General features: G+C 35.6%; 12 protein-coding genes. 8 read left to right on the top strand and 4 right to left on the bottom strand.

The features are described 5' to 3' along the window. The first annotated feature begins 20 nt into the window (after positions 1-20). From aroC to MP477_RS14185, 6 genes are all read left to right on the top strand, one after another. Positions 21-1,091, top strand: a complete 1,071-nt coding sequence (aroC, locus tag MP477_RS14160) for a chorismate synthase (protein WP_257190916.1) — start codon at positions 21-23, stop codon at positions 1,089-1,091. Between the two features lie 16 nt (positions 1,092-1,107). Next, on the top strand, positions 1,108-1,671 hold the full coding sequence (locus tag MP477_RS14165) for a thioredoxin family protein (protein ID WP_257190917.1): 564 nt from the start codon (positions 1,108-1,110) through the stop codon (positions 1,669-1,671). Between the two features lie 38 nt (positions 1,672-1,709). After that, positions 1,710-2,249: a TlpA disulfide reductase family protein gene (locus MP477_RS14170; protein WP_257190918.1), complete on the top strand. Its 540-nt coding sequence runs from the start codon at positions 1,710-1,712 to the stop codon at positions 2,247-2,249. An 84-nt stretch (positions 2,250-2,333) separates the two neighbouring features. Beyond that, positions 2,334-2,675, top strand: a complete 342-nt coding sequence (locus MP477_RS14175) for a YkvA family protein (RefSeq protein ID WP_230038018.1) — start codon at positions 2,334-2,336, stop codon at positions 2,673-2,675. 115 nt (positions 2,676-2,790) lie between these two features. Beyond that, positions 2,791-4,170, top strand: a complete 1,380-nt coding sequence (pyrF, locus tag MP477_RS14180; protein WP_230038021.1) for an orotidine-5'-phosphate decarboxylase — start codon at positions 2,791-2,793, stop codon at positions 4,168-4,170. Between the two features lie 55 nt (positions 4,171-4,225). Next, entirely contained in the window at positions 4,226-7,048 is a 2,823-nt protein-coding gene (locus tag MP477_RS14185) for an aminopeptidase (protein WP_257190919.1), read from the top strand. Between the two features lie 95 nt (positions 7,049-7,143). On the opposite strand, the gene MP477_RS14190 is transcribed toward MP477_RS14185, so the two are convergent. The 4 genes from MP477_RS14190 to MP477_RS14205 form a co-directional block, all read right to left on the bottom strand. After that, entirely contained in the window at positions 7,144-7,953 is an 810-nt protein-coding gene (locus MP477_RS14190) for a T9SS type A sorting domain-containing protein (RefSeq protein WP_257190920.1), read from the bottom strand. A gap of 252 nt (positions 7,954-8,205) precedes the next feature. Beyond that, positions 8,206-8,622 carry a nuclear transport factor 2 family protein gene (locus MP477_RS14195; protein WP_257190921.1) on the bottom strand — a complete coding sequence of 139 codons (417 nt, stop codon included), beginning with the start codon at positions 8,620-8,622 and terminating at the stop codon, positions 8,206-8,208. Positions 8,623-8,824: 202 nt separating this feature from the next. Further along, positions 8,825-9,775: a T9SS type A sorting domain-containing protein gene (locus MP477_RS14200; protein ID WP_257190922.1), complete on the bottom strand. Its 951-nt coding sequence runs from the start codon at positions 9,773-9,775 to the stop codon at positions 8,825-8,827. 88 nt (positions 9,776-9,863) lie between these two features. Next, a complete protein-coding gene (locus MP477_RS14205) occupies positions 9,864-10,799 on the bottom strand; it encodes a T9SS type A sorting domain-containing protein (RefSeq protein ID WP_257190923.1) in 936 nt (311 codons plus the stop codon). 147 nt (positions 10,800-10,946) lie between these two features. Here MP477_RS14205 and MP477_RS14210 point away from each other — a divergent pair, with 147 nt between their 5' ends. Both MP477_RS14210 and dusB read left to right on the top strand, forming a co-directional pair. Then, positions 10,947-14,183 (top strand): hypothetical protein, encoded by a 3,237-nt coding sequence (locus tag MP477_RS14210; RefSeq protein ID WP_230038033.1) that lies wholly within the window; start codon positions 10,947-10,949, stop codon positions 14,181-14,183. 128 nt (positions 14,184-14,311) lie between these two features. Further along, positions 14,312-15,307, top strand: a complete 996-nt coding sequence (gene dusB / locus MP477_RS14215) for a tRNA dihydrouridine synthase DusB (protein WP_115920552.1) — start codon at positions 14,312-14,314, stop codon at positions 15,305-15,307. Positions 15,308-15,359: the final 52 nt, after the last annotated feature.

Genomic DNA, 15,359 nt, shown 5'->3' on the forward strand with positions numbered 1-15,359 from the left:
AAAAAAGGTAATTTTGTACTATGTTCAATACATTAGGTAATCTTCTTAGTCTTACAACATTTGGAGAAAGTCACGGAGTGGCTTATGGCGGTATCATCAATAATTTTCCAGCAGGTTTAACGGTAGATCTCGAAAAAGTTCAGTATGAGCTGAACCGGAGAAAACCGGGGCAGTCTGCTATCGTTACCCAAAGAAAAGAAAGTGACACCGTAAAGTTTCTTTCAGGAATTTTTGACGGAAAAACAACAGGTACCCCAATCGGTTTTATCATTGAAAACGAAAATCAGAAATCAAAAGATTATGACCATATTGCGGGTGCATATCGTCCGAGTCATGCAGATTTCACTTATGACCAGAAATTTGGGTTTAGGGACTATCGTGGGGGTGGGAAATCTTCAGCAAGAGAAACCATGAACTGGGTAGTTGCAGGTGCATTTGCCAAACAGCTTCTACCGGAACTTGAAATAAATGCTTACGTTTCTTCCGTAGGAGATATCTTCTGTGAAAAGCCATATCAGGCATTGGATTTTTCTAAAACTGAAAGCAATGATGTACGTTGTCCGGATGCGGAAACTGCTGAAAAAATGATTTCAAAAATTAAAGAAATCAAAAAAGAAGGTAATACCATCGGTGGAACCATTACCTGCGTTATTAAAAATGTTCCTGTGGGAATTGGTGAGCCTATATTTTCAAAACTTCAGGCAGAACTGGCAAAAGCAATGCTGAATATTAATGCATGTAAAGGTTTTGAATATGGCAGTGGATTCTGTGGTGCAAAAATGACCGGAAAGGAGCATAATGATGCCTTCAATACAGATTTCACCACAAAATCTAATCTTTCAGGAGGTATTCAGGGAGGAATTTCCAATGGAATGGATATTTATTTCCGTGTAGCATTCAAGCCTGTAGCTACTATTTTAAGGCCTCAGGACAGTATAGATAAAGAAGGAAACCCTGTTATTGTAGAAGGCAAAGGGCGTCATGATCCATGTGTGGTTCCAAGAGCAGTTCCTGTAGTAGAAGCTCTGGCTGCATTTGTATTGGCTGATCTGTTTTTGATCAACAAAACAAGAAATATCAATAATTTTTAAATATAATTTTTTGGTAATGAAAAATTACTGGGATAAAGGAATTTCATTTGAAGAATACCTTCAAATTGCAAAACAAAGATTAGAAAATCCAGCTAACCAACAGGAAGCGGACTACAAACAATATTACGAACTGGGACTTCAGAGAATGGACAGAACACTCAAGAAGTATGTTCCGGATGAAGAGCAATTGAAGGAATTAGCGGCTAAAAAATTTGACGGAAAGATTTTAATTATTTCTGAAGCTTGGTGTGGGGATGCAAGCGCTACCGTACCCGCCCTTTTCAAGTTCTTTGAAGGCCATAATGAAGTCAAAGTTTTCCTGAGAGACAGTGATAAAAGTCTGATCAATCAGTTTTTAACCAATGGAACAGAGTCTATTCCTAAAGTAATTATCATGGATAAAGATTTTAATGTGAAAAATTCATGGGGCCCACGTCCGAAATATGGATATGAGCTGCTTATGAAACATAAAGCTGATCCTGAAGGATATCCAAAAGACAGTTTTTACAATGACCTGCAGATTTATTATGCAAGAAACAGAGGTAAAGATTCTGTTCAGGAAATTTTAGATTTATTATAAAAATACGTCTGATACTTATTAACAGTAAAAAACAGTAAATGAAAAAGAACATTATTTATATTGTACTCATCGTCATTATTGCCATCATTGCTTTTGTGCCGGGAATAAGAAATTTCATGAAAGATCAGTTCTTTCCTATTGCTACTATTGAAAATGCTGTACATATAAGTGAGGAAGATTATGATATCGACCTTAAAGGGATCAACGCTTCAAGCACCAATCTTAAAAACTTTAAAAATAAAGCTGTTTTTCTGAACTTCTGGGGAACATGGTGTCCACCGTGCAGAAAAGAATGGCCCACTATTCAGAAGCTATATGATTCCAGAAAAGACAATGTTGATTTCGTCCTTATTGCCATGAATGATAAGGAAGAGGATGTAAGAAAATTTTTGAAAGAAAATAATTATACTGTTCCGGTGTATATTGCTCAAAGTCCTATTTCTGAAAAAATTCTTCCAAAAGTATTCCCCACTACTTTCCTTTTAGATAAAACAGGAAGGATTATTATAAAAGAGGATGCTTACAGAGATTGGAATACAGAGACTGTGCATCAGTTCATTGACAATATTATTAAATAATTACTTTAACTAAATTTTATAATTTGTTGGTATAAGATTTGCGAAATTAACAGCGTTGAAAACTTATTTAAAACCAAACACAAAATGAAATATTCAAAGTTAAACATTGCTAAAGAAGCTATCAATCACAAAGGTTTTGTGAGAAAGATTCCCGACATATTCAGAATGGTAAAAATGTGGAGAAAAGGAGCATATCCAATGAAATCCATAGATATCATTCTTCCTCTACTGGGAATTTTATACATCATATCCCCTATCGACCTTCTTCCTGAGTTTGCCATACCGGTACTTGGAGTAATGGATGACCTGGCAGTATTATCGTTAACGATACCCAAGCTCATCAAAGAAGTTGATAAGTTTTTACTTTGGGAAGCCGAGCAAAAATACAGCGGGGCCAAAGTTATTGATGCTGAAATTATAAAATAATAATTTATTATAGTCTTTAAAACCATCCTTCAGGGTGGTTTTTTATTTACAAATAGGTGATAAATTTTTAAGCCTTATTTCAAATCCTTAAATTTGCAATATCTAATAAAAAATAATGGAAAGTAAAAAAGAATTCTTCTTAGAGTGTTACAAGCTAGGGATCATCAAATTTGGAAGGTTTACCTTAAAAAGTGGTATTGAAAGTCCATTTTATGTAGACTTAAGACCTTTAGCTTCAGATCCGAAAATTTTAAAAAATCTGGCCAATTATTTATTGGAAATGCTTCCATTAGATAATTTTGATCTTATCTGCGGAGTTCCTTATGCTGCACTTCCGATGGCTACTGCAATGTCTTTGGAAAGTTACATTCCATTAATTATTAAAAGAAAAGAAGCTAAAAGCTACGGTACTAAAAAGCTGATTGAAGGTATTTATCAGAAAGGCCAAAACTGTCTTTTAGTGGAAGATGTTATCACTTCAGGAAAATCTTTATTGGAAACGATTCCTGAAATAGAGCAGGAAGATCTGAAAGTTTCAGATATTGTTGTAGTTTTAGATAGAGAACAGGGAGGAAAGCAGCTTTTGGAAAGCAAAGGTTACAGAGTTCATACTCTTTTCAACATTTCAGAGGTATGTGTTATTCTTCAGGAAACAGGAGAATTATCTGATGAAGAAGTAAAAAGAATTCAGGACTTCCTACAGGGTAATCATATCCAGTTTGAAGAAGAAATCAGAGCCTCTTATGAGCAAAAACTGAACAGTGCCCAACATTCTGTTTCAAAGAAATTATTAGAAACCGCTTTGTCAAAGAAATCTAACCTTATTGCTTCCGCAGATGTTACTACAACACAGGAACTATTGGATTTAGCTGAAAAAGTAGGCCCCCATATCATTGCTTTGAAAACACATATCGATATCATCTCAGATTTTGACTATGAAAAAACAATTCGCCCATTAAAAACTATTGCTGAAAAACATCAGTTTTTATTAATGGAAGACAGAAAGTTTGCAGATATTGGAAACACCCAGGAGCTTCAGTTCACCAGTGGAGTTTTCAAAATTACAGATTGGGCAGATTTTGTAACCTCACAGGTTATTGGTGGATTTGAATCATTGGATTGCTTTAAAAATGTAGGAGTGGTAGCCATTGTAGGGATGTCTTCTAAAGGAGCCTTAACTACTGCCAGCTATCGTGAAGATGCTTTAAAAGTAGCTTTATCCCATCCTAATGTAATCGGTGGTGTATCCCAGAATAAAATTCCTGAAGACCTTTTATTGTTTACCCCTGGAGTGAATTTAGCTGATTCAGGCGATGGTAAAGGCCAGCAGTACAATACTCCCGAACATGTTTTTAAAACCTTACATACAGATTTCATCATCGTAGGAAGAGGAATTTATAAATCAGACAATCCGGAAGCTTCAGCGCTAACTTATAAAACTGAGGGTTGGAATGCCTATATTAATTCTTTGGAAAAAAAGGCAACTCAGGGTTAAAAATCCTATAAAGTATTTACAAAATAAGTTATATTTGGTACTTTATCACTTATATTTGAAAAAGATCACGTTTTGCCTTATTTTGTTTTTAGGAGTTGTACAGGTTTCTGCACAGAAAGACAGTATATATATTGAAGCAAAGTTATCTGCTGACAGAAAAACGCTTGAAGTCAATCAGGAAATTGTTTATTACAATCACTCCGACAAGCAGCTTCAAACCGTAAAACTCCTGAACTGGATTTCCGCCTATCATAAACGTGGAACCGCATTAGTCTACAGGAAACTGGAAGACAGAAACAATGATTTGCACTTTGCAAAGCCTGAGCAGTTGGGTAAGCTTCTGGAACTGAGTATTAAAAATTCAGAAAACCAGCCTATTGCTATAAATACTCTTTCGGATGAAAATTTATTTCTTCCTCTGAAAGATGCTTTACAACCCGGCGAAGCCGTTACGTTAAAATTACAGTACCGGATACAGCTTCCTGATAAAACATTTACAGGATATGGAACAGCCGGCCAGAATACAGCCTTAAAATATTTCTTTATTGTTCCGGATCAATTTGATCCGGACAATATTTCTAAAAAAGAATACCGTGATATTGAAGAATCTGTAAGTTTTAATACTTTCTGGACCGTCAATTTTGATATTCCTGTCAATAATTTTATCGAAAGTAACCTTCCTCAGGTTCAGATGAATTCTTTTAAAGGATACCTGGATTCTGACCCGGAATTTATAATTTCCACCAACAGCTATCCTTCTATTAAGGTTGATGTTGACGGCTTCAGTTCTGATATTAAATTTGGGTACAATCTGAAACCTGAAGAAAAACAAAACCTGGAATTCCTCCTACCCTTACAGTTGAAATTCCTTAAAGATAAAATTGGTTTTGTCCCGCAAAACCTTTTCATTTCTGATAAATTCAGGGCTAAGGAAGATTTCTTCGGAAATAATGATATCAGATTCTGGAAATTCAAATTCCAGTTATTTACAGATGCTGAAAAAACCGACCTTGATTATTTTGGAATCATAACCAAAAAAATTCTTGATGAAAATATCATTGCTGATAAAGAGAAAGATCACTGGTTTAAAAATGGCTTAAAATCTTATCTTGAAATTCAGTATCTGAAAAAATTCTATAAAGACACCAAACTTTTAGGGGCTCTTCCGGAGACCAAGTTATTCGGAATTAAGCCTTTAAAAATATTTCATGCATCAAAAGTAAAGCTTCTGGATCGTTATGGCTTAGCTTACCAATATATCATGCTGCAAAATCTGGATCAAAAGATTGACGACAATTTTTCTTCACTAAGTAACTTTAATGACATGGCTGTCAGCAGTTTTGAAACAGGAAGCCTATTTGATTATTCTGCTGATAAAATGGGAAATGACACCTTCAATGGTATCATAAAAAATTATATTTCACAAAATTCCGGAAAAAAAATAAAGCCTGAAGAATTTCTGAAAGGCCTTAGCGAAAAAGATAAAGCTTCGGGATATCTCACCAATTTCCTTAAGCAGAAAAACAGGGTTAATTTTAAACTGAAAAACATACGAAAAGAGAATGATTCTCTACATATCAAAATCACAAAAAATACAGATGCCTCTATTCCGGTAAAACTTGAAACCCAAACACGGGAAGGAGAAAAAAAAGCATATTGGATAGAAACAGAAGAAAATAAGAATAATAATGAATTACTTCTTCCGGCGTCAGATAATATTTATAAAGTCACATTAAATACAGGCTATAGCTTTCCGGAATCGAATTACAGGGATAATTTTCTGTATGCAAAAGGTATATTTTCGAATGCTAAAAAAATAAAGCTTAAGCTCATCAAAGACATTCCTGATCCTGAATACAATGAGATCTATATCAGTCCGAGAGTACGCTTTAATAATGCTTATGATAAATTTCTTTTAGGAATCAATCTTAAAAATCAATCATTCTTTGATCAGAAATTTTTGTATTCATTCACGCCAATGTACAGTTCAGGAACAGGAAAACTCACCGGTTCCGGAGCAGTCTCCTATTCTTTTCTGCCTGCTGAAAGTATTATTCGAAGCCTTACCTTTGGGGTTTCAGGATCTTATTTCCACTATGATTACGGATTGGCTTACCGAAAGGCATCGGTACTTTCCAATATCAGCTTCAGGAAAGATCCCCGGAGTACGATAAGCAGAAGTATTGGAATGTCTTATAATTATTTCGACAGGGATCTCAGCCCTGTTATGATTGCTAATAATGATTACAAAAAATATAATCTGTGGAGCTTAGGGTATGGTTACAGTGATAATCAGATGATTCATGAAAAGAGTTTCAGCCTGAGCACACAAGGAATGGAAGATTTCAACAAAGTTACTGCTGAAGCCTTTTACAGGTGGGAATTTGCCCCGAAACAAAAACTGAGCTTACGTTTATTCGCTGGGTATTTCGTAAGAAATGATACCCGAAATAATTTATTTAATTACGGAATTTCAAGAGTTTCAAATTATGCGTTCTCTTACAGCCTTTTGGGTGAGAGTGCTAACAGCGGCCTTCTTTCGCAGCAATTTATTTTAGCTGATGGAGGGTTTAAATCATTTATACCCGGCTCCGTTAACAAATGGATCACTTCCTTTAATGTAGATTCCAGTGTATGGAAAATATTTCATGTATATGCTGATGCGGGGATCTATAAAAATCAAAACCATCCTACCAAGTTTATATGGGACAGCGGTATTAAAGTAAGAATTATTCCGGATTTCCTTGAAATTTATTTCCCTATACAATCTTCACTAGGCTTTGAGCCTTCATTCAAGGATTACGCAAAACGTATAAGATACACCCTTGTTCTCAATCTGGGGACCATTATTAATGCTGCCAGAAGAGGCTGGTATTAATAAATAGGAAACAGATAAAACAATGGTTATATTCTAAACCGGATATTTAAAAATAAAAGGCTATCTTACTTTAAGGTAGCCTTTCTCTATAAAAATTAATCTCTTACAATTTTCTGAGAAATAGGAACATTATTAATTGTCCCTGTTACGAAATAAGTCCCTTTAGGCAATTCTGCAATATCGAGAGCTAAGACAGTTTTTGTAGGTGCTTTTTTCACAACGCGCCTGAAGGTATCATACACTTTAACATCGGTAATTTCCGATCCGAAAATGATCTCATTTCCTTTTATAAATGGATTTTGTACAAAACCGGTTTTTGCAGTACCCTCAAGGGAGAAATCAACCAGATTATCATTGCTTGTACCCATTATTCTTTTGATCCCTGTTGTTATTGTTGGAGATGGAGCCGGACCGTCACCCATAAACTGATCTGCATTAGAGCCATATCCTACAAAATCCAGCACATTGGATGATCCCGGTCCGGGAACCTGTACATTATCGGATGCCAATGCAATTTTTCCGGAGACCCCTGAAATATGTATCCCCTTTGATTTATTAGGAGTTGCATCAAAATTAATTACCGTTGTAGCAATAAAATCAGGAGTTGGTAAATTGATGGTACCACCGCCAATCTCAGCCTCCTGAATCAAATAGGTTTGCTCCGGATTCAGGGTAATGTCAGGTAATGTATGATATTGGTTAAATGCCCCTACTGCCGGTGCATACTGAATAGTAGCTCCCGATAAAGAAACGGGAACACTTCCTATATTTTTTAAAATAATATAATTATTTTTTAATACAGCTCCGGAGTTTTCATTTCCTCCATAGATCTCATTGATAACGATTTGAGCATTTGTAAATACAGCAAACAGTACAGATCCAACAATAGTAAATATTTTTTTCATAGATGTTTAATTTTAGCGACAGGTTAATATAAAAATATCAAAAATAATACCATGGAATTGATAACTATCTAAAGCAACATGTTAGGAATATACCAAAAATACTACTGTTAAAATGATTTTGATTATTATTTTTTGAAAGTAGGAAGAGTCTGAAACTTAATGAGGGGAATACAGTATTCACAGTAGAACCATGGGCTAATGAAATTAATTTCAGGTTTTATTACTATTTTTCCAGTATAAATAGCGACGTTATTATTCGTTCTTTTTGAGTGCTGATTTTATTAATGTTTCTGTACCGAACCAGCCCCAGTAAATACGGTGATTTGTAATTTTGCCATCTTTAATCTTCATTAATTCCAAAATATCAATTTGATCACCATCGGGAGTCTCCCTCGGATATTCCCAGATTAATGTTTCTTTAGCCGTATAAGAATCTCCATTCCTATACCATCTTACCAATTCATTGGGGCGCCTTTTTGTCCCTTCTTCCAAAAACCGCAGAATTTCATTTTTACCTTTTAAAATCCCCGATTTTGTATCCAGAATTCTGGGTACAAGCGGGCTTTCAAAAACAGCATCTTCGGCATACAGATCAATCAGGTCCTGGGGTTGTCTGTTTTTGGCATACAGGTGCCATTTTTCGTAAATATAGTTAAGTTCATTTTCCATCTTTAACCTAATATTTTTCAACTTTTCTCTATTGTAGAAAACTTCAATTTACAAAAAAATTGTTGTTCTTTATATAAGAAACCGTATTCGAGACAGAAGAGGTAGTATTGGAATAAATGGTCAACCGCAAATCAAAACTTTAGATAAAAAATCCGCTATTTCAATGAAATAACGGATCTATATTTTATCTAAAAGCTTAGTTTTAGTCTTTCAAAATCTTTTGAGATACCGGCTGATTGTTTACTGTACCGGTTACAATATAGTTTCCTTTTGTAAGTTCAGCTACGTTTACAGTTCCGTTTTGTTTTACAGAAGCTGTTTTCACAACTTGTCCATACATATTGAAAACTTTTACATCTTTTACATCAGCTCCAAAAGTAATTTCTTCATTTTTAACGAAAGAATTCTTTACAAAGTTTCCTGATTTTCCATTTTTAAATTCTGAAACGGCTAATGTTGGAGAATATACTTTGGCCACTAGATTATCAATGGAGATATTCCCAGTTCCTGAAGTAGCACTTCCACCCTGTCTGATAGCTACCCCACCAATTGTTGCAGAAGCACCTCCTGTTCCTGTACTGTTTGTAAGTAATGGCTGTGAATTGATTTGTAAAGTCGCTGTATTTGTACCAGGAGTTACTGTATTATCAATAATATAAGTTACTGTAATATTGGCAGGTGTCCCATAAGGAATTTCAGTTCCATAAGTAGGTGTTACAGCTCCCGCACCGTTATTCAATACGCCTAAAGTATACCCTGATGCAGTTCCTTTAGCATAAAGTCTTGCATTAAAATTATTTCCCGGACTAGCCCCTGAAGTAATTGTAAACATTAAAAAATAATCTCCAGATGTACTTAAACCCGCTGCACTGGCTACATTAATTGTAGCAGAATATTCGGCTTTGCTAACGGCAGTTGCACTAATAGTATACAAAGATGAAAATGCTTTATTTACATCTTCTGTATTTCCTGCAACTAAATTAGCAGCAGTTCCGTTAGATGTCAATTGTCCCGGAATAGCTCCACTGTGAGTAACCCAGCCATTTGCATTAAGAGCTCCTGTAAAACTAAAATCTTCCGTCAAAACGGTAGTTTGCGCATTCATAAAACCAATAGCAGAAGCTATTCCCAAAATAATAAAGATTTTTTTCATTGTATGATGATTTAAATTTATAGCTTAAAAGTACAAAAAAACCATCACTCTACTAAAGTGATGGTGTATATTTAACAATTAGTTAAAATTATCTTTTAATAACCTTCTCAGAAACGTTTTTACCGTTTACAATTCCTGTTACAAAATAAATACCTTTTTGAAATTCAGCTACATTTAAACTTTCGTTTTCTCTCACTGAAGCTGTTTTGATCAATTGTCCACTTACATTGAAAATTTTAACTTCTGATTGTACTCCGAAGTAAATTTCATTTTCAACTGAAGTATTTTTAACAAAAGATTTGCTTGAAATTCTATTTTCTCCTGTTGCCAAGGTTCCTCCCTGAGGTGTTAAGGAAAAGTCATCTATAGCAAGACCGTCATCAGACTGATCAGCATTAAAATCAACAAACCGGATCCAAAATGTCTGTCCTACAGGAATATTTAGCGCCGTAATTGTTGAACTAAGTGCCGTTCTATAGCTTGCAGCATTCCCGTCTCTTGGTCCTGCAGTTCCTGTAGCGTTAGTGGTTTCATAGGTTAAAGCTGAAACAGCAGTCCATGTTCCTGTAGTCAATGACGCAGCATCCGTGCTGTATTCAAATATAATTTTATCATTACTCCCTCTGTTCAGCTGTCCCATTCTCCATTCTTCACCAGTATACGATATTTGAAGATCTGTAATTTGATTTCCTGTATCATTTTTAAACTGAGCACCCCATCTTGATAATAAGTTACTGCTCGCCACAGATCCTAATGCTCTGTCTGTGCTGCCTGCTGATCCATAACTATAGGTATTTCCAGCATTTAAAGCTCCTGTATCTGCTGCGTATGTAGAATTTGCATTAGCTCCTGTCTCTAGAATGCTCCACCCTGCTAAACCTCCGGTTAAAGCCAGGGAACCTGTTCCCGTATTTGCCAATTCATCAAAATTCTGAACGTAAGGAGTGTTTAGTGTCGTTAAGCTAATTTGACCAAATGCAAAACCTGTTAAACAAAATAAAGCTAACGAATAAAGTTTTTTCATGATTAAAATTTAAATATTAATAATTTCAACCGCTAAATTATAGCTAATTTTCAGTCATTCGCAATAATTATATTAATTTTCTGTTAATAATACTAAACCCCATTCCGTTAACATTTTTTAATTATTTTTACGGATTATTTTCAGGACTTGCGGAATTTTATTCTACTATTCGTATTCTTCTTTTTAGGGATCTTCTCAGGGAGTGCCCAGGTATTTTCATGGAAAAACCCCAATGTTCCTGAAGACAGTATAAAAAAGGACAGTATTCTGGCTGCAAGGCTGGAACAGGATATTTTCACAAAGGATACCCTTGACTTTATAAGGACCAATAATAAAATTATTATTGATGAAGCTGTACTGGCTAAAAATGATAAAAAAAGATTTTTAGGAGAACTGAATTCTAAAGGTTCCATCATCCGGGGGATTACTTTTGGGAATAATCAGGGGCAATCTGTACAAAGTTCTATGGATCTTCAGATTTCAGGACGCCTTTCCAAGGATGTAACCATTCTGGCGAGTATTTCAGATCATAATCTACCAATTCAGGCTGATGGATATACGCAAACTCTGGAAGAATTTGATAAAATTTATATGCAGCTTAATATTAAGGATAAATCTATTCTTAGAGCCGGGCATTTAGATCTTGTTGAATCTAAAAATTACTTTGCCAAATATCAGAGAAGAAGCATGGGACTACAGTTTCAGACTGAATTTGGAACTGAAAATAAAACGCTTGTAGATGTTTCTATGGGAGTTGCACGAAGTGAGTTTCACAGAATCCGTTTTCAGGGGGTGGAAGGAAACCAAGGACCTTACCGTTTAACAGGTAAAAACGGGGAACAGTTTATCACACTGATCTCGGGATCTGAGCAGGTATTCATTGACGGTATTTTAATGAAGCGTGGTGAAAACCAGGATTATATCATCAATTATAATACGGGCGAGGTTACTTTTACCAGCTTCCGCCCTATTTTCCAGCAGAATTTCATTACCATCTCTTATAATTACGCCAACAGAAATTATTCCAGATATTTATTTACGGGTAAACTGGAGCATCAGAGGGAAAAGTTCAAAGTAGGCCTTAACTGGTTTATGGAAAATGATAATAAAAATGCACCTCTTTCTTTAAACCTGTCTAAAGAGGATGAGGAAATTCTTGCCAATGCCGGAAATGACCCTAATTTGATGTATGCTCCATCGGGTGTTGTTACCGAATATGATGTCAATAAAATCTTATATATTTTACATTCAAGTCCTACCGGAGACTTCTATGAGTTTTCCACAGATCAGAATGGAACACTTTATCAGGTTTCCTTTACTTATTTTGGAGCCAATCAGGGAGATTATAAAGTAGCACAAACCACTAATAACGGGCGTGTTTTTGAATATGCAGGGCCTAATGGTGGTGATTACAGAGCCGTAAGAAAGCTTCCTTCTCCTCAAAAATCCCAGGTTTTCTCCCTAAACTCAGAGTATTTGTTACATGAAGGAAAAATAGGCACTGATATTTCCATGAGTAACTATGATATCAACTTATTCTCCTCAAAAGATTCTGATCAGAACATTGGATATGCCTGGCGAATTTTTGGAAATAAAAGTTTTACTAAAAACAACTGGAAAGGAACTCCAAGTTTTGAATACCAGTATATCGACAGGCAATTTCATATTCTGGACCGTATCAATGATGTAGAATTCTCCAGAGACTTCAACTTAGTACAGGAATTCAACAACAGGACTCAAAACAGGTTCACTTTCAGCTTCCTGAATAAGTGGAATAATAAATCTACCTTAAATTACCGTATTAACTATCTGAATGAACAGGATTCCTATAAAGGAATTAAAAACGACCTGGATTTTGGTTGGATCAAAGGAAAATTCTTTACGAAAGGAAACTTTTCATTCCTTAATACCAATGCAACACTGCAGGATACCAAGTTTATCCGTGGTGGTGTTTCCACAGAATATACCGGTAAAAAAGGCAGCTGGACTATTGGAGGGAGCATGGAACATAATGAGAAAAAGTACAATGATACTCAACTCCTGGATGTGACCAGTTTCAGCTGGAAAGAAATTTTTGTTCAAAAGAAAATTGGCGACAGCACCCGAACCAAATTGCTTGCAAAAGTATACATGAGGGATAATGACTCTGTACGTGATAACAGGCTTCAAAGCATGAACAATATTTTGGGAATCATGGCAGAGAGCCAAATCATCAAGACTGAAAGAACTACTTTAAATGCGTTAATTCACTATAGAAAATTCTTCTATCAAAATGATATTGCTGATGCCGTAACCAGAAATAATGATTTTGTGGTTGGAAATATCCTTTACAATCAACAGCTTTTCAGAAACGGAATGCGTTTACAGGCATTCTATGAATTAGGAAACGGACAGGAGGCACAAAGAGAATTTCAATACATTAAAGTAACTGATGGACAAGGGGTTTATAAATGGACTGATTATAATGGAGATGGTATTCAGCAGCTGGATGAATTTGAGATCGCAGAATATTCGGATTTAGCGAAATATATTCGTGTTTACACCAATTCTGTACGATATATTCCTTCCAATAAAAATAAGCTGCAGCTGGCTTTATTTGTGAATCCTGCTATTGTATTTAATTCTGAAAATGCATTTTTAAAGCGTTGGAACTTCAATATTTCATTAAATTCTCAAAACTCTTTCTATAAAAAAGATAGGGTGCTGGTTCTTAACCCTTTTGAAAAAAACAGTGATCAGATTCTTAAAAACCAGAATATACTGACCTCTGTACAGTTTAATCCTACCGACAAATCCGGCTGGAACGGGAACTACCGGTTTATATCTAATGACAATCTTATCAATGCCAACTTCAGCAGTGAAGAGCGTGAGCAGATTTCTCATTTCCTGAATATAGGATATTGGTTCAATAAAGAATTCAGGGTAGACTGGGAAAACTCAATACATGATATTAAAAATTCTTCGCAGCTGTTTGCAACAAGAGATTACCGTTTAAATAATATGGAAACCAAGCCAAAGGCTACCTATAAATTTACTGATGCCATCCAGACTGAGCTCTCCGCTGCTTACCGCAAAAAAGAGAGAGTGGACGGAGAAGAAAACCTTAAAGCCTTTGATATCACCGGAACCATTCAGTGGGAGCGTAAAAAAACATCAATTCGTGGGAATTTCTCATTCATTAACAATACATTCACCGGAAACAATTACAGTATTGTAGGAAACCAGATGCTGGATGGTTTAAAGCCCGGAAAAAACCAGGTATGGAGTATCTTCATCCAGCAGGCAATCAATTCTTTCATTCAGCTAAATTTAAATTATGAAGGAAGAAATTCTGGCGACAGAACAATCCATATCGGAAGTATGCAGGTAAAAGCAAGCTTCTAAGGTTTGAAGACATTAGGAAGACAATGCTATACGCGCATATCTTCCATTCTTAGACGCTTAAAATCACCCCATCACACTCATAGATATTATCATATTTTCTAATCCTTAGAATTTTGTAAATTTGCACCATGATAAAAATAGGCAATATAGAACTGCCGGAATTTCCACTTTTGCTGGCTCCGATGGAAGATGTAAGTGATCCTCCGTTCAGACGTTTGTGTAAAATGCATGGTGCAGATTTAATGTATTCGGAATTTATTTCTTCTGAAGGCTTAATTCGTGATGCTATGAAGAGCCGTAAAAAGCTGGATATCTTTGATTATGAAAGACCTGTCGGAATACAGATCTTTGGAGGAGATGAAGAAGCAATGGCTATGTCTGCAAAAATTGTAGAAACGGTAAATCCTGATTTAGTTGATATTAATTTCGGGTGCCCTGTAAAAAAAGTGGTGTGTAAAGGAGCAGGAGCAGGAGTTTTGAAAGATATTGACCTTATGGTTCGTCTTACAAAAGCAGTGGTAAGTTCTACTCATTTGCCGGTGACAGTTAAGACCCGTTTGGGTTGGGACAGTACATGTATCAATATTGATGAAGTGGCAGAGCGCCTGCAGGAAACAGGAATCAAAGCGCTGACGATACATGCCAGAACCCGAGCACAAATGTACAAAGGAGAAGCAGACTGGGAACATATTTCAAGAATAAAACAGAATCCGAATATTGAAATCCCAATTTTTGGAAACGGGGATATCGATTCTGCTGAAAAAGCATTGGAATACAAACAAAAATATGCATGCGACGGAATAATGATTGGACGTGCAGCTATAGGCTATCCCTGGATATTTAATGAGATTAAACATTTCTTTAAAACAGGTGAACATTTACCTGAACCAACCGTAGCAGACCGTTTGTTAGCAGTACGCCAGCATGCTGAATGGAGTGTAGAATGGAAAGGGGAAAAATTAGGATTAATTGAAATGCGTCAGCATTACAGTAACTATTTCCGCGGGGTTCCCCACTTTAAGGAATTCAGAAAAAAGTTCCTGGAAGTTTTCACATTGGAAGAAATGAGCAGCCTTATTTTGGAAACTCAACAGTTTTACGAAGAATATCAGGCACAGGCATAATAAACAAAACCATCAAAATGAATTTGATGGTTTTTTATTTATATTGATATCA

The sequence above is a fragment of the Chryseobacterium sp. WG23 genome (assembly GCF_024586575.1).
In the GTDB taxonomy this organism is placed as follows: domain Bacteria; phylum Bacteroidota; class Bacteroidia; order Flavobacteriales; family Weeksellaceae; genus Chryseobacterium.

Bases quoted from the DNA above. Each gene is read 5' to 3' on its own strand.
- aroC (WP_257190916.1), top strand. From the start codon at position 21: ATGTTCAATACATTAGGTAATCTTCTTAGTCTTACAACATTTGGAGAA.
- MP477_RS14165 (WP_257190917.1), top strand. From the start codon at position 1,108: ATGAAAAATTACTGGGATAAAGGAATTTCATTTGAAGAATACCTTCAA.
- MP477_RS14170 (WP_257190918.1), top strand. From the start codon at position 1,710: ATGAAAAAGAACATTATTTATATTGTACTCATCGTCATTATTGCCATC.
- MP477_RS14175 (WP_230038018.1), top strand. From the start codon at position 2,334: ATGAAATATTCAAAGTTAAACATTGCTAAAGAAGCTATCAATCACAAA.
- pyrF (WP_230038021.1), top strand. From the start codon at position 2,791: ATGGAAAGTAAAAAAGAATTCTTCTTAGAGTGTTACAAGCTAGGGATC.
- MP477_RS14190 (WP_257190920.1), bottom strand. From the start codon at position 7,953: ATGAAAAAAATATTTACTATTGTTGGATCTGTACTGTTTGCTGTATTT.
- MP477_RS14195 (WP_257190921.1), bottom strand. From the start codon at position 8,622: ATGGAAAATGAACTTAACTATATTTACGAAAAATGGCACCTGTATGCC.
- MP477_RS14200 (WP_257190922.1), bottom strand. From the start codon at position 9,775: ATGAAAAAAATCTTTATTATTTTGGGAATAGCTTCTGCTATTGGTTTT.
- MP477_RS14205 (WP_257190923.1), bottom strand. From the start codon at position 10,799: ATGAAAAAACTTTATTCGTTAGCTTTATTTTGTTTAACAGGTTTTGCA.
- dusB (WP_115920552.1), top strand. From the start codon at position 14,312: ATGATAAAAATAGGCAATATAGAACTGCCGGAATTTCCACTTTTGCTG.